A 14,506-nucleotide genomic window follows, 5' to 3' on the forward strand; every position below is an offset into this window, starting at 1 on the left:
GTCAGTGCACGTGGTCGTGCTCGTCGCCGAGCTCCATGAACGGGTGCTCGTCGAGCCGGCCGACCAGCCGGTCGTCGGCCGCCGGCTGGAACGGGCCCACCGGGTCGTCGTCGTCGAACGACTCCAGGTCGACCGGGGTGCCGACCTCGCTGACCATGACCACGCCGTCGAGCGGCTCCAGCTCCGGCACGTCGAGGGCGCCGAGCGACCCGTCACCGCTCTGCAGCAGCTCCAGCACCGCCTCGCCGACACCCTCCACCGGCGGCACCTGGTCCTCGCCGGGGGCGCCCTCGCGGCGGGCCGCCTCGGCCACCCGGATCAGCGCGGAGACGCTGGGCACACGGTAGTCGCGGCGCTGGCGTACCGAGATCACCTGCGGGTGCGGGTCGGTCGGCTCCACACCTTCGGCGCCACCGAAACGCTGGTCGGCCTCGTTCGGGTCGATCGACTCGACGTCCCACGGGGTCACCTCGCCGAAGGCGTCCATGAGTTGCTCGTCGTAGGCGTACGACGCGTTGTTCAACCCGACGTACGCCTGCCAGACGTCGTCGTCGTCGATCCGGCCCTCGGCGGCGCGGACGGCGGCCAGGTGGTGGCGGGCCGCTTCGATCACGCGCTCGAGTGCGGCTTCCAGCTCACCGTGCTGGTCGGTCATGAGGCGTCCCTCTCACGTTACTAACTGGTGCGCAGGAACCGGTCGAGAACCCGCACGCCGAACTGTAGTCCGTCCACCGGTACCCGCTCGTCGATGCCATGGAACAGCGCGGAGAAGTTCAGGTCGGCCGGCAATCGCAGCGGCGCGAACCCGAAACACCGGACGCCGATCTGCGCGAACGCCTTCGCGTCCGTACCGCCGGAGAGCATGTACGGCACCGGCCGGGCTCCCGGGTCCTCGGCGCGCAGCGCGGCGGACATCGCCTCGACCAGGTCGCCGTCGAAGGTGGTCTCCAGGGCGGGCTGGCGTTGCACGTACTCGATGGCGATGTCCGGGCCGACCAGCTCGCGCAGCTGCCGTTCCAGCAGCTCGGACTGGCCGGGCAGGCTGCGGCAGTCGATGGTGGCGCTGGCCCGGCCGGGGATGACGTTGTCCTTGTAGCCGGCGGCGAGCCGCGTCGGGTTGGCGGTGTTGCGGATGGTGGCGCCGATGATGTTCGCGATCGGGCCGAGCTTGGCGATGGCGGTCTCCGGGTCGTCCGGGTCCAGCTCGATGCCGAGCACCTCGGAGACCTCCTCCAGGAAGGCCCGCACGGTGTCGGTGACCACCACCGGGAAGCGGTGCCGACCGATCCGGGCCACCGCCTCGGCCAGCGCGGTCACCGCGTTGTCGTCGTGCACCATCGAGCCGTGCCCGGGCCGCCCCTTGGCGTGCAGCCGCAGCCAGTCGATGCCCTTCTGCGCGGTCTCGATCAGATAGAGCCGCTGCGACTCGTCCACCGTGTACGAGAAGCCGCCGACCTCGCCGATACCCTCGGTGCACCCGTCGAACAGCTCCCGGTGCCGGGTGACGAGGTAGTGCGCGCCGTACTCGCTGCCGGCCTCCTCGTCGGCGGTGTACGCGAGCACGATGTCGCGCGGCGGGCGGACGCCGGTGCGCTGCCAGTGGCGGACCACGGCGAGCACCATCGCGTCGAAGTCCTTCATGTCGATGGCGCCCCGGCCCCACAGGTAGCCGTCGCGCAGCTCGCCGGAGAAGGGGTGCACCGACCACTCGTCGGCGTCGGCCGGCACCACGTCCAGGTGGCCGTGCACCAGCAGCGCGCCCCGGCTCGGGTCGGCGCCGGGGATCCGGGCGATCACGTTGGCCCGCCCGGGGGCGGACTCGTGGATCTCGGGGGTGATGCCGACCTCGGCCAGCTTCTCGGCGACGTACTCGGCGGCGAGGCGCTCTCCGACGCTGGTCGCGTTCTCGCCGGTGTTGGTGGTGTCGATGCGCAACAGGTCCCGGCAGAGGTCGACGACCTCGTCGGTCGGCGCGGGGAAGGCGGGGTGCGCGTCGCTCGTCATCGCCCCTTCATACCAGCCTGCGGTTTCCGCCCGGGTGAGTGCGGGTACTGCGCGCGCGTCCGAGTGCCATATCATCGGCGCTCCGCCTGCCCAGCCCGAGGAGGGACCGTGTCCGTCCACCTGCCGCCGCTGCCACCGTCGACCGGCGACGGTTACCAGCCCGCCGGGCAGAGCATCGCCGCCACCATCGCCGACGAACACCAGCAGCTGCTGAGCCTGACCCGGCGACTGGTCGAGCCCGGCCCGGATCCCGCGCACGGCCGGGAGATCCTGGTCGCGGCGCTCTCCCGGCACCTGGCGGCTGAGGAGCAGTGCCTGCTGCCCGCCATCCGGCAGGCGCTGGGCGACGTCAACCAGCCGGTCGCCGACGTCCTGGCCGGTGACGCCGCGCTGCTGATGGCGTTGCGCGGGCTGGACGACGACCGCCTGCCGATGGTGGCCGATCTGCTCGACGCGCACGTGACGGCGGTCGACGCCCTGGTGCAGCGGCTCTGCGCGGCGGCCACCGAGGAGGAGCTGATCCGGCTCGGCAACCGGTTGGAGATCGCCGAGGAGGCCGCGCCGACCCGCCCGCACCCGGGGATCCCGCACACTCCCCCGTGGAACCGCATCGTCGAGCCGGCGGTGGCGCTGGTCGACAAGTTCCGGGACGCGGTCACCGGCCGTCACACCCAACTGAGCGAGGTCGCGGAGCCGCCGCCACGCTGAGTCACCAGCGACATGTTCATGGTCGTTGATCCGTCCGGGCCCTTCCGCCGGATGCTCCGTGGCCCTACCGTCACGCTATGAATCTGGAGTTGCGGCACCTGCGGGTGGTCTGTGCGATCGCCGAGACGGGCAGCGTGACGAAGGCGGCCTCCACGCTCGGGCTGGCGCAGCCGGCGTTGACCGCCCAGCTCCAGCGCATCGAACGGACCCTCGGCGGGCCGCTGTTCGAACGGGACCGGCGCGGCGCCCGACCCACCGCACTCGGTGAGCTGGTGCTCGCCCGGGCGCGGGTGCTGCTGCCGGCGATGAAGGGGCTCCAGGACGAGGCGGCGCGGCTCGCCGGGGCGGTCGACGCCCCGCGCCGCTACCGCTTCGGCGGGGTGAACAGCCCGATCCTGGGCCGGCTGGTGCACCGGCTCGCCGCCGAGCAACCACAGGCCCAGATCACCACGTACGCGTCCTGGTCGGTCGACGAGCTGGCGCAACTGGTCGCGGGCGGACGGTTGGACTACGCGTTGACCGGGGTCTGCGGCGACTCCACCCCGTCGGCGGACTACGGACTGAGCTGGCGGGAGGTGGCCGTCGACCCGGTGATGGTGCTGCTGCCGGAGACCCATCCGCTGGCCGGCCGCAGCGAGGTGGCGCTGGCCGAGCTGCGGCACGAGCAGTGGGTGGCCGCACCGGGCGACGGGTGCTTCGGCGACTGTTTCGCCGCCGCCTGCGCCCGGGCCGGCTTCACCCCGCGCAAGCTGTACGAGGCCGACGTCCGCGGCTGCATCGACCTGGTGGACGCCGGGGAGGCGGTGGCGTTGTGCCAGGCCACGTTCCGGCCGGTGGCGGGCCTGGTGACCCGGCGGCTGGTCGGCACTCCGCTGCGCTGGCGACTGATGCTGGGCTGGCACCCGGAGTCCCCCGCCGCCCGGATGGCCGAACTGGTGCTGGAGACGGCGCTGGTGGCGTACACGGACGCGCTGGCGCCGCATCCGGCGTACCTGGCCTGGCTGCTCGGCAATCCGGCCTTCGGGGTACGCCGGACGGCGGCGACGGCGGACCGGGGACTGCGAAGCGCCTGAGGGCGGGTGCGAACCGGCCGACGGCGGGTAAGCGGCGGGCATGACCGACCTCTATCCCGCCGCCGACGACCGTGAGGTGCTGCGCCGGGCCGCCGCCGCGCACACCGCCGCCGTTCGGGAGGTGGAAGCGTTCCTGCGCCGGGTGCCGGAGGTGCCCGACCCGGCGGACCTGGCCGAGTACGCCAACCTGATCACCCGTGAGGAGCAGACCCGCGCCGAGCGGCAGGCCGCCGGTGAGGCCGTCGGCCTGACCATCGGCAGTCTGGAGAGCGAGTAGCCGTCGGCCGGGCCGGGCGTGACCGTACGGCCCGGCCGGCGGTGCCGCGTGCAAGGAGGGGTCCCCTGCTATACACGAGGCGTTAGCAGGGGACCCCTCCTTGCACCGCAGGCGCCGGTGCGAGCGGGCGCGGTTCAGCGTTCGACGAGCACGTCGTGCCCGAGGTCGAGCAGGGAGTGCCGCCACTCGTCGTCGGCGTTGCCCCGGCGCGGCTTCTCCGCGGTCAGCGACCGGATCCGTTCGACCGCCTCCCGCATCACCCCGACGTCCTCGGGTGTCAGGTCCACCTTGCGTTTGCGCAGCACGGCGAGGATCTGCCGGCCCGGCTCGGGCAGGTTCAGGTCCGGGTCCGGGCCGAACGCCTCCTCGCCGGAGCCCCGGGTCAGCAGCCACTGCCGAAGCTGTTCGGAGGGCACGTTGACCTCGGCGTGGAAGTCCTCCCAGAGCACCTCCACCTCGGGGTCGAGCCGCTGCTCGCGTACCATCACGCCTCCTCTCCGGGCCGCGACCCGGCGTCGTCCGGATGCCCCTCGTCGGTCTGCCCGCCCAGCCCCTCCGCCGGCACCTGCACCCGGCTCGGGTTGGCGGTCGGCGGCGCCAGGATCGGGTCGCTGCGTTCGTCGTCCCGGGCCTCGTCCGGTTCCGTCATCGCCTGCCCCTCTCCGGTCGTCTGCGTCAGCGGGGGTGGGTGGTGGAGGCGGTGGCGTGCCCGCGTGCGCCGGCGGCCACGTCGAAGACGAGCCGGCCGTCCCGGGCGTCCACGGTGACCCGCTGCCCGGGCGAGAGCTGCTGCTCCAGCAGCATCCGGGACAGGTGGTTGTCCACCTCCCGCTGGATCACCCGGCGCAGCGGGCGGGCGCCGAACTCCGGCTGGTAGCCGTGCTCGGCCAGCCAGTCCACTCCGGCGGTGGTGAAGTCCACCTCGATGTCCTGGGCGTGTAGCCGCCGCCGGGTCTCCTCCAGCAGCAGTCCGGTGATCTGCCGCAACTGCTCGGCCTCCAACCGGCGGAAGATGATCACCTCGTCGATGCGGTTGAGGAACTCCGGCCGGAAGTTCTCCTGGAGCCGACGCATCAGCCGCTCCCGCAGCTCGTCGCTCTCCTGTTCGCTGCCGGGCGCGCCCGACCCGAAGCCGACCGACCGTTGGCTGCCGGTGATCAGCTCCGAGCCCAGGTTGCTCGTCATGATCAGGACGGTGTTCTTGAAGTTGACCGTGCGCCCCTGGCTGTCGGTGAGCCGTCCGTCGTCCAGCACCTGCAACAGGATGTTGAACACGTCGGGGTGGGCCTTCTCGATCTCGTCCAGCAGCACCACCGCGTACGGGCGGCGGCGCACCGCCTCGGTGAGCTGGCCGGCCTCCTCGTACCCGACGTAGCCGGGCGGGGCACCGACCAACCGGCTGACCGTGTGCCGTTCCTGGAACTCGCTCATGTCCACCCGGACCATCCGGTCGGCCTCACCGAACAGCGCCTCGGCCAGGGCCCGCCCCAGTTCGGTCTTGCCCACGCCGGTGGGACCGAGGAACAGGAAACTGCCCATCGGCCGGTTCGGGTCGGCCAGCCCGGTCCGGGAGCGGCGCACCGCCTCGGCGACCGCCCCGACGGCGTCGTCCTGCCCGACGACCTTCTCGTGCAGTTGGCCCTCCAGGCGCAGCAGCCGGTCCCGTTCCTCCTCGGTGAGCTGGCTGGCCGGGATGCCGGTGGCCCGGGAGACCACCTCGGCGATCTCGTCCGGCCCCACCTCGGGCACCTGGTTGTCGGAGCCGTCCTCACCCCGGGCGCGCTGCACCTGCCGTTCCAGGTCGGAGACCCGGTCGCGCAGCGTGGAGGCGCGCTCGTACTGTTCGTCGGCGACGGCCTGCTCCTTGTCCCGGCGTACCTCCTCGAGCTGCTGCTCCAGGTCGCGGACGTCGGCGGCGGGGGTGCGGGTCCGCAACCGGACGCGCGCGCCGGCCTGGTCGATCAGGTCGATCGCCTTGTCCGGCAGGAAGCGGTCGGTGACGTACCGGTCGGACAGCTCGGTGGCGGTGACCAGCGCCTCGTCGGTGAACCGCACCTGGTGGTGGGCCTCGTAGCGGTCCCGCAGCCCGCGCAGGATGGAGACGGTGTCCTCGACGGTGGGCTCCGGCACGAAGACCGGCTGGAACCGTCGGGCCAGCGCGGCGTCCTTCTCGATGCTGCGGCGGTACTCGTCCAGCGTGGTCGCGCCGATCACCCGCAACTCGCCCCGCGCCAGGGCGGGCTTGAGCATGTTGGACGCGTCCATCCCGCCCTCGCTGCCGGCGCCGCCCGCGCCGACCAGGGTGTGGATCTCGTCCAGGAAGATGATCAGCTCGTCGCGGTGCGCCCGGATCTCGTCGATCACCTTCTTCAGGCGTTCCTCGAAGTCGCCCCGATAACGGGTGCCGGCGACCAGCCCGGCCAGGTCGAGCTGGACGACCCGCTTGCCGAGCAGGGTCTGCGGCACGTCGCCGTCGCAGATCCGTTCGGCCAGGCCCTCCACGATCGCGGTCTTGCCGACGCCCGCCTCGCCGATCAGGACCGGGTTGTTCTTGGTCCGCCGGGACAGGATCTCCACCGCCTGCTCGATCTCGTCGGCACGCCCGATCACCGGGTCGATCTGGTCGTTGCGGGCCAGGTCGGTGAGGTCCTGGCCGTACTGGTCGAGGGTGGGCGTGCCCCGGTCCGGGCGCGGGTTGGTCATCGGTCCGCGTTCGGCGTTGGCGGCCTGCAACGACTCCGGCTGGATCCGCCCGGCGGCGAGCATCCGGCCGGCCGGCGACTCCGGGTTGAGCGGCAACGCCATCAGGATGTGCTCGGGGCCGATGTAGTTCGCCCCCATCGCCCGGGAGAGCTGATGGGCGTCGAGCAGTGCCCGCTTCGCCGCCGGGGTGAGCGACAGGTTGGGTGGCACGTCGCCCTGCGGGGCGCCGTCGGCACGTCCACCCAGCGCGTTGAGCAGGGTGTCCGGGTCCGCGCCGGCCCGGCGGACCAGGTCCCGCAGCGGCTCGCGTTGCAGCGCCGCCCACAGCAGGTGGTCGGTGTCCAGGTCGCTGCTCTGCTTCTGGGCGGCCCGGCGTGCCGCGTCGGCGAGCATCTCCCGGGCGTCGGCGGTCATCAGCCGGGTGATGTCGACCCGGTGCGCGGGGCGTCGCCCGCCCTCGCCCCGACCGAAGTACCGCGCCAGGAACTCGTCCCACGGGTCGGAGCCGAAGTCGCCGGGTCCCATCATCTCTGTCCTCCGCGGTCGGCGCGAGACGGTCGGCACGGGCTACCCGGCCCCAGGCCGGACAAACGCCACCGACGGGCACCGGCCGGGACGGCACCCGGTCGGGCGTGCCGCACCGCAGGGCGGTCGGGTGGATGGCAGGGTGGGCGGATGGAGTCGACCCCGCTGCTGATCGTGGACGCCGCCAACGTCGTCGGGTCCCGCCCGGACGGCTGGTGGCGGGACCGGGCCGGCGCCACCGCCCGACTACGGGACACGCTGGCCCCGGTGGGCGGACGCGGCGTACCGCCGGAGGTGTCCCCACCGGTCGAGGTGGTGCTGGTGGTGGAGGGCGCCGCGCGGGACGTACCCGGCGTCGACGGGGTCCGGGTGGTCGCGGCCGACGGCTCCGGCGACGACGCCGTGGTCGAGCTGGTCGCCGACGCCGGTCAACGGCGCCGGGTGGTGGTCACCGCCGATCGGGCGCTGCGGGACCGGGTGACCGCGCTCGGCGCGGAGGTGTACGGCCCCCGCTGGCTGCGTGGCTGACCGGGCGGGCGCCGGTCGCCCTGCGTGACCCTCCGACCTCGGGTCCCACGAATCGGACTCGCCGCGCCTGCGGTCGACAACCGGTCAGTAGGGCAGCAACACTGACAGGGTATGTTCGTCCCCCGACCGGCATAGGCTCTAATGGAGTCCTCCCCGCCCCCAGGAGGTTCCGCGTGGCGAGCGTCGCCGAGCTCAAGGCAGCCATCGATGTCGCGCTTCAGCAGATCGGTGACGGCCAGAGCGCCGTGCAGGCCGCCGGCGAGAAACTGGCCGAGGCGCAACAGACGCTGGCGGGCGCCCTGGAGGGCAGCGGCCACACCACCGTCGAGGCGGCTCAGGCGTCGTTGACGCAGGCCAGCCAGGAGTTGGAGGAGTGCCTCGCCGCGACGCTCGTCGCGGTCGAGCAGGCCCAGCAGTACGTCGCGACGCTGTAGGGGCGGGCGTGTCCATCGTCGAGGACGTCGGCGCACAGGTCCGGGCCGCTGCCGAGGACCTGCCCATGGGACTGCTCGGGCAGGCGCTGGAGAAGTTCGGGCTGGCCGCCGAACGGCTGCGCTGGGTGCGGCAGGAGTCGGCCAACCCGTTGGGCGTGCCGGAGCTCTCCGCCGCGACCGAGCACGCCGAGACCGCCGGGTACGCGCTGCGCGTCGCCCAGGAGCAGCTCACCGCGTACCTGGCCGCGATCGGGCTGGCCCCCGACGGTGCCGCGCCGCCGCCGGTCGGTGACCAGGAGCGTCGCCCGGCCCACGACGCCCCCCGGGCCGCCGAGCCGGTGGCCGACGCCCCGGAGGCCGCCGGTGAGGTGCGGCTGCGCCGCTGGTGGTCGGTGCGGGTGGCGGAGCTGACCGGCGGCCGCGAGGGCCCGGCCGAGGAACCCGACGAGCGCATCGCCGACTCCCAGGAACTGCTGCGCCGGGTGGTTCGCGGGGTCCGCTCCGGCGACCGCGACCGGCTGCACCGTGACCTGCGCGGCGCGCACGCCGACGTCGGCCTGGGGCTGGCCGCGGTGGCCCCGCCGATGCTGCGCGACCTCGCCGCCGAGCTGCTCGGCCATCCGCCGCGCGGCGACGACCTGTCCCGGCTGCGGCGCGAGCTGGACGGCCGGGTCCGGGACCTGCTGCCCGGCCTGCCCGCCCCGGTGCTGGACACGCTGCTGACCCGGGTCTGCCGGATGCCTCCGCCGCGTCGGGGCGAGGACGAGCAGCCGCACGCCGCCGACCCGGCGGTCACCGCCGGGGTGCTCACCGGCGTCCTGCTCGACCGACTCGGCCGCGACCTGCCCGCCGACGGCGATGAAAGGAAGGGCCCCCTGTTAACGCCTCAGGTAGTAAAGGGGTCCCCTCCTCACGCCGGCGACGCACCCCGCACCACTGCGAAGGGCGGTTCGGGCGCGGGCACACCCGGCGCACGGCCGTTCGGCGGGGCGGGTCCGCGCCGACCGGGACACGGTGTCGATGGCTGACCGGCGCAGCCAGCTGGTCGCCCGGGTCCGGGAACTGCTCGCCGAGGCACTCGGCGCGTCCCGCACCCGGTCCGCCACGGCCCAGACGACGCTGGCCGCCGCCCGCGACCGGGCGGTACGCGTCCGGCGCGCGGCGGTCGGCGTACCGGAACGGGTGGGTGCCGAACGGGACAAACGGCTCGCCGAGATCGACGCCCGGCACGCCTCGCGGCTGGCCGCCCTGGCCCGGCGGGCCGCCGAGGCGGCGACCCGGGAGGCACCGGGTGCCGGGTCGGCGGACTGGCCGGGGTGGCGACCCACCCCCGCCACCCGGGGCGAGCCGCCGGGCGCCACCCGCGTGGGCACCATCCGGCTGCCCGACACCGAGCCGGTGCCGGCGCTGGTGTCGCTGCTCGACGGCGGGCACGTCGCGCTCGACGGCGATCCGGACGGCTGCGCCGCGGTGGTGTCGGCACTGCTGCTGCGCAGCCTCGGCCGGGCCGCGCCCGGCACCGTCCGGGTGGTCGGCTACGACCCGGACCAGCTCGGCGGCGGGCTGGCCGGGTTCGCCCCGCTGGGCACCGCCGGGCTGCTCACCTTCGTCGGCCCGGGTGGCCTGGGCCGGTTGCTGGACGACCTGGTGGAGCAGATCCGCCGGATCAACGAGACGGTGCTCGCCGGTGAGCACGCCTCGCTGCGCGAGCTGGCCGCCGCGACCGGACGACGGCCGGAGCCGTGGCGGGTGGCGGTGTTGCTCGGCGGCGACGAACTGTCCCGGCACGAGCGCGGCCAGCTCGACCGGGTGGTACGCGCCGGGGTGGCCTGCGGCGTCCACCTGATCGTGCGCGGGGTGCCGCTGCCCGACGACGCGGCGCTGACCCGGATCGTGGTCACCGCCGACGGCGCCCGGGTCGGCACCCTGCCGGTACGCCTCGACCCGCCGCCGCCGGCCACCCTGGTCACCGAGACCTGCCGGCAGATCGCCTCGGTGGTCAGCGCCGGCCCGGCACCCACCCCCTTCACCGATCTGTTGCCGCCGCCGGAGCAGATGTGGCGGGAGGACTCGGCGACCGGGTTGACCGCCCCGATCGGCGAGGGACCGCAGGGCAGACCGGTGCTGCTGACCCTCGGCGACTACCCGCCGCACGCGTTGATCGGTGGCCCGTCCGGCACCGGCAAGACCAATCTGATCTTCGCCTGGATCGGCGCGCTCGCCGCCCGCTACTCCCCCGCCGAACTGGAGTTCTATCTCCTGGACTTCAAGGAGGGGGTGTCCTTCGCCCGGTTCGCCAAGGGACGGCGGGACCCGAGCTGGCTGCCGCACATGCGTCTGGTCGGCATCAACGTCAACACCGACCGTGAGTTCGGCCTGGCGTTGCTGCGCTTCCTCGCCGAGGAGCTGCGCCGACGCGCCGACGCGGCGAAGAAGCACGAGGTCACCAAGCTGGCCGAACTCCGCGCGGTGGACCCGACCGGGCACTGGCCCCGGATCGTTGCGGTGGTCGACGAGTTCCAGATGCTGCTGGCGGGCCGGGACGCGGTGGCCCGGGAGGCGGCCGACCTGCTGGAGGACCTGGCCCGCCGGGGCCGCTCGCAGGGCATCCACCTGGTGCTGGCCTCGCAGGACGTACGCGGCATCGAGGCACTGTGGGGCCGTCCGGCGCTGGTCGCCCAGTTCACCCTGCGCATCGCGCTGCCCAAGGCGCTGCGCATCCTCGCCGAACGCAACGACGCCGCGCAGTCACTGCCGAAGTTCCACGCGGTGGTCAACGCCGAGTCGGGGCTGCCGGAGGGCAACGAGGTGGCCCGGATCCCGTCGGCCAGCGAGTGGGAGACCTGGAGCGAGTTGCAGCACCGGCTGTGGCGGATGCGCCCGGCCGAGGCGGCACCGGCCCGTCTCTTCGACGGTGACGCGATCCCCCGACTGGCCGAGGCACCGGACTTCCGGGCGCTGATGCCGCCGGAGGCGGGTACGCCGCGCGGCCCGGTCGCGCTGCTCGGCGAGATCATCGACGTGCAGGCCCGGTCGGCGGCGCTGCGGCTGCCCCGTGCACCGGGACGCAACCTGGCGGTGCTGGGTACCCGGATCGACGAGGCGTGTGCGGTGCTGGACGCGGCGGCCCGCTCGCTGGCCCGGCAGCACCGGCCCGGCACCGCCCGGTTCTCCATCGCCTGCCTGGATCCGGACGCCGACCCGGCGGCCAGGGCGCTCTACGAGGACCTCGCCGACGACGCCGCCTGGTACGACGAGGAGACGGTGGCCGAGCTGATGGCCGAGACCGCCGAGGGGCTCGGTGGGCCGGGCAGCGGGGGCGGGCCGCACTACCTGCTGCTCTTCGCCGTCGACGCGGCCTCGGGCGCGCTCGCCGCGCGGGCCGGCAGATCCACCGGGCTGGAACACCTGCGCCGGATCCTGCACGACGGCCCGGAGCGGCGTACCCACGTGCTGGCCTGGTGGCGGGGGGTGGCGCGGATGAAGGTCGACCTGGGTGGCACCGGCGCCCGCACCGACCAGATCGGTGCCTGGGTCGCCCTGGACACCCACGGCGGGGACCTGAGCGGGCCGTTGTACCCCGGCAGCGGCGGACCGGACTGGTATCCCCGGCCGTGGCGGGGACTCTTCTTCGACCGGGCGGTGCACCGCACCGGGCAGACCATCATTCCCTACGGACCGGCCCGATGAACGAACCGGTGACCAGCGAGACCTACGCCGCCCAGCTGCGGCGGCTCGCCGAGCTGACCGCGCGGGTGCAGGAACAACGCGCCGAGGCGAACGCCTGGTACGCCCAGCAGTGCGCGGCGGCCGACCGGGCGGTGGCCGAGTCCGCCGACGAGGTCAACCGGGCCGAGCGGGAACTGGCCGCGGCCCGCGAGTCCCAGGATCTGGTGGACTCCGAGACGGCGATGCTGTGGCAGGAGCTGAACAGCCGGCTGGGTGGCGGCGGGCGGCGGGCGGGCACACCCCCGGCGCCGACGCAGGACGCCACCGGCGATCCGATGCCGCTGCTGGACGCCGCGCGGGACCTGCTGCGCCGCACCCGCCAGCCGGGCGAGCTGCCGAACAGCGTGAACCCGCTGCTGGCGCTCTGCGGGGTGGTCGGCGGGGTGCTCGCGTACGCGCTGGGGGCGGGTGCCCGCGCGCTGGGCGGGCGGGCCGACGGTGAGCTGTCCGTGGGTCTGCCGGTGCTGGCGCTGGTGGTGACGCTGCTCGGCCCGGTGATCGGGCTGGTGCCGGCCCGCGTGATCGCCGACCGGCGGCACGCGGTGCTGAGCCCACGCCCGGTGATCGTGGTGGTGGCCGCCGGCCTGGTCACCACGCTGCTCCTGCTGATCGTGACCTGAGTCGGCCGACGTCCGCCCGCCGCGCCGTGACCTGGCCCGCTGCCCTCATCGCCGCACCCGGGCCCGGCACGGACCCGACAGGGCAGAGCACGGACCGGACCCGGGACCGCACGGACCGGCCCGGCACCGCGCGGTGCCGGGCCGATGCCGTCGGGTGGGTACGAGTCCGGAGGTCAGGCGGGGACGAGTACGGCCTCACGCAGCAGTCGCCGGGTGAGCGTGAGGCGGTCGGCGTCGTCGTCGAGGCCGGGCAGGTCACCGACCCGGACGACCGACCCGGCGAGCAGGACCCGCAGCGCGGCGGTGCACTGCGCGGGCAGCGTGACCGTGCGGTCGAACAGCCGCAGCACCACCTGCTCGCCCCGCTCGTCGAGCTGTCGGTGCAGCCCGGGGCGGACGGTGACCCGACTGTCGGCGTCCAGCGCGGCGATCGCGGCGGCCTGCGCGAGCGGTCGCAGCGGCGCCGGACGCGACGCCGGCCAGGCACGCTGCCGCAGCCGGGCCGCGACCTCGGCCGCGTCGGCCCGCAGCAGCCAGTCGCGCAGCGCCTCCACGGTCTCGGTCAGCTCCGGTTCGATGGCGTCCGGGTCGGCCAGGTCGGTGCCGAACGGCAGCGTGGCCCGCAGCCGACGGTCCTCGGCGGCCAGCGCGAGCAACTCCTCGACCAGGGCGTACCGGGTGAACGCGCGGATGCCGACGGTCAGGTGCAGGGAGCTGGTCTCCTGGGCCTGGGCGCTGTGCAGCCAGCCCCGGGGCAGATAGAGCGCGTCTCCCGGTTCGAGCACCACGTCGAGGGCGGGTGTGCCCTGGGCGGTCGCGGTGACCTCGTCGGCCCGGCCACCCCACTGCTGGCGTTCCAGCGGGTCGGGCAGCACCGGCGGGTGGATGCGCCACTGCTTGCGGCCGTCGACCTGGAGCACGAACACGTCGTGGGTGTCGTAGTGGGTGGCGAAGCCCTGGTTGCCCGCCGGTGTCAGGTAGGCGTTGACCTGCATCGGCTGCCCGACGGCCAGGCTGAGGTCACGGGTGAAGTCGATCAGCGCCGGCCAGGTGCGGTGCAGGCCCTGCAGGACGAGGGTGGCCCCGTCCGCGTACAACCGCATGACCTTCTCGTCCAGGACCTGGTCGCCGATCTCGGCGCCGGCACCGCCGCCGCCGGTGTAGCGCGCCGCCGGCAGCACCTGGCCGTCCTTGGCCACCCGCAGGAAGGGGGTACGCAGACCGCGCCGACTGAGCAGCTCGTCGGCGTCGGCGGGGCTGAGCAGGTCGGTGAAGCCGGCCGGGTTGGGCAGCTCGGCGGCGCGGGACAGCAGCGGGGTCTGCCCCCAGTGTGCGGCGGCGAACTTGGCCGCCTCCACGCTGACGCACCGGGCCAACGCCGCCTCGGCGGTCGACGCCGACCCGCCGGGGGCCGCCGCCTCGACGGCACCGTGCGGGGCTGCCGGCTCGCGGGATGCCGCTCCCGCAGGTACGGACGGGACCGCCGGGCGGCCGTGGCCGCCCGGCGGGTCGAGTCGCGTCATCGCCTAGCGCGCGGCGCCGTCGGCGCCACCGTCGTGCTGGCCCGGGGTCGCGCCGCCGTCGGCCGGACCCTCGGCACTGCCGTCCGCGCCACCGTCGTGCTGGCCCGGCGTGGCACCGCCGTCAGCCGGACCCTCGGCACTGCCGTCCGCGCCACCGTCGTGCTGGCCCGGCGTGGCACCGCCGTCAGCCGGCCCCTCGGCACTGCCGTCCGCGCCACCGTCGTGCTGGCCCGGGGTCGCGCCGCCGTCAGCCGGACCCTCGAGCCCGCCGCCGCTGGTGGTCTGCATGTCATCGTCGTTGAGTGGCATCGTGCTCCCTCGGATCAACCCGCCCCCGCCGTTGGTCGGGTGCGTCGTGCGGCGGGAGTTACCCCGCGCCCGA

15 protein-coding genes are annotated in these 14,506 nt (G+C 74.4%); 8 read left to right on the plus strand and 7 right to left on the minus strand.

Annotation, left to right across the window (positions count from 1 at the left end; translation table 11 throughout):
* Nucleotide 1 precedes the first annotated feature (1 nt).
* Together HUT12_RS19825 and HUT12_RS19830 are read right to left on the minus strand one after the other, a co-directional pair.
* Nucleotides 2-655 (minus strand): hypothetical protein, encoded by a 654-nt coding sequence (locus HUT12_RS19825; RefSeq protein WP_131053337.1) that lies wholly within the window; start codon nucleotides 653-655, stop codon nucleotides 2-4.
* Between the two features lie 20 nt (nucleotides 656-675).
* Nucleotides 676-2,004 (minus strand): M20/M25/M40 family metallo-hydrolase, encoded by a 1,329-nt coding sequence (locus HUT12_RS19830; protein ID WP_176094329.1) that lies wholly within the window; start codon nucleotides 2,002-2,004, stop codon nucleotides 676-678.
* Nucleotides 2,005-2,112: 108 nt separating this feature from the next.
* Between HUT12_RS19830 and HUT12_RS19835 the strand changes: the two genes are divergently transcribed.
* From HUT12_RS19835 to HUT12_RS19845, 3 genes are all read left to right on the plus strand, one after another.
* The gene (locus HUT12_RS19835) at nucleotides 2,113-2,712 is read left to right on the plus strand and encodes a hemerythrin domain-containing protein (RefSeq protein WP_131053339.1); all 600 of its coding nucleotides are present in this window, start codon (nucleotides 2,113-2,115) and stop codon (nucleotides 2,710-2,712) included.
* Nucleotides 2,713-2,789: 77 nt separating this feature from the next.
* On the plus strand, nucleotides 2,790-3,785 hold the full coding sequence (locus HUT12_RS19840) for a LysR family transcriptional regulator (RefSeq protein ID WP_131053340.1): 996 nt from the start codon (nucleotides 2,790-2,792) through the stop codon (nucleotides 3,783-3,785).
* 40 nt (nucleotides 3,786-3,825) lie between these two features.
* Nucleotides 3,826-4,062: a hypothetical protein gene (locus tag HUT12_RS19845; RefSeq protein WP_131053341.1), complete on the plus strand. Its 237-nt coding sequence runs from the start codon at nucleotides 3,826-3,828 to the stop codon at nucleotides 4,060-4,062.
* A 134-nt stretch (nucleotides 4,063-4,196) separates the two neighbouring features.
* Here the strand turns inward: HUT12_RS19845 and HUT12_RS19850 are convergent, their stop codons facing one another.
* The 3 genes from HUT12_RS19850 to HUT12_RS19860 are packed head-to-tail and all read right to left on the minus strand — an operon-like array spanning nucleotide 4,197 to nucleotide 7,293.
* The gene (locus tag HUT12_RS19850) at nucleotides 4,197-4,547 is read right to left on the minus strand and encodes a DUF3140 domain-containing protein (RefSeq protein WP_176094330.1); all 351 of its coding nucleotides are present in this window, start codon (nucleotides 4,545-4,547) and stop codon (nucleotides 4,197-4,199) included.
* Nucleotides 4,547-4,711: a hypothetical protein gene (locus HUT12_RS19855; RefSeq protein ID WP_162854358.1), complete on the minus strand. Its 165-nt coding sequence runs from the start codon at nucleotides 4,709-4,711 to the stop codon at nucleotides 4,547-4,549. The genes HUT12_RS19850 and HUT12_RS19855 overlap by 1 nt, the downstream gene beginning before the upstream one ends.
* A 26-nt stretch (nucleotides 4,712-4,737) precedes the next feature.
* Nucleotides 4,738-7,293, minus strand: coding sequence for an ATP-dependent Clp protease ATP-binding subunit (locus HUT12_RS19860; RefSeq protein WP_131053343.1), 2,556 nt, complete (start codon nucleotides 7,291-7,293; stop codon nucleotides 4,738-4,740).
* Nucleotides 7,294-7,440: 147 nt separating this feature from the next.
* On the opposite strand from HUT12_RS19860, the gene HUT12_RS19865 reads away from it, so the two are divergent.
* The 5 genes from HUT12_RS19865 to HUT12_RS19885 all read left to right on the plus strand — a co-directional run bounded on the left by HUT12_RS19865 (nucleotide 7,441) and on the right by HUT12_RS19885 (nucleotide 12,601).
* On the plus strand, nucleotides 7,441-7,818 hold the full coding sequence (locus HUT12_RS19865; RefSeq protein ID WP_176094331.1) for a hypothetical protein: 378 nt from the start codon (nucleotides 7,441-7,443) through the stop codon (nucleotides 7,816-7,818).
* A 173-nt stretch (nucleotides 7,819-7,991) separates the two neighbouring features.
* Complete coding sequence (locus HUT12_RS19870) at nucleotides 7,992-8,252, plus strand: hypothetical protein (RefSeq protein WP_131053345.1); 261 nt, start codon at nucleotides 7,992-7,994, stop codon at nucleotides 8,250-8,252.
* An 8-nt stretch (nucleotides 8,253-8,260) separates the two neighbouring features.
* Nucleotides 8,261-9,280, plus strand: a complete 1,020-nt coding sequence (locus HUT12_RS19875; RefSeq protein WP_254876897.1) for a hypothetical protein — start codon at nucleotides 8,261-8,263, stop codon at nucleotides 9,278-9,280.
* Nucleotides 9,273-11,942 (plus strand): FtsK/SpoIIIE domain-containing protein, encoded by a 2,670-nt coding sequence (locus HUT12_RS19880; RefSeq protein WP_176094332.1) that lies wholly within the window; start codon nucleotides 9,273-9,275, stop codon nucleotides 11,940-11,942. Before HUT12_RS19875 ends, HUT12_RS19880 begins: the two co-directional genes overlap by 8 nt.
* Nucleotides 11,939-12,601, plus strand: coding sequence for a hypothetical protein (locus HUT12_RS19885; RefSeq protein ID WP_131057139.1), 663 nt, complete (start codon nucleotides 11,939-11,941; stop codon nucleotides 12,599-12,601). Before HUT12_RS19880 ends, HUT12_RS19885 begins: the two co-directional genes overlap by 4 nt.
* A gap of 173 nt (nucleotides 12,602-12,774) precedes the next feature.
* Here the strand turns inward: HUT12_RS19885 and HUT12_RS19890 are convergent, their stop codons facing one another.
* A complete protein-coding gene (locus HUT12_RS19890) occupies nucleotides 12,775-14,124 on the minus strand; it encodes a cupin domain-containing protein (protein WP_176094333.1) in 1,350 nt (449 codons plus the stop codon).
* 3 nt (nucleotides 14,125-14,127) lie between these two features.
* Nucleotides 14,128-14,433, minus strand: a complete 306-nt coding sequence (locus HUT12_RS19895; protein ID WP_176094334.1) for a hypothetical protein — start codon at nucleotides 14,431-14,433, stop codon at nucleotides 14,128-14,130.
* Nucleotides 14,434-14,506 lie beyond the last annotated feature (73 nt).

The organism is Verrucosispora sp. NA02020 (genome assembly GCF_013364215.1).
Classification (GTDB): Bacteria; Actinomycetota; Actinomycetes; order Mycobacteriales; family Micromonosporaceae; genus Micromonospora.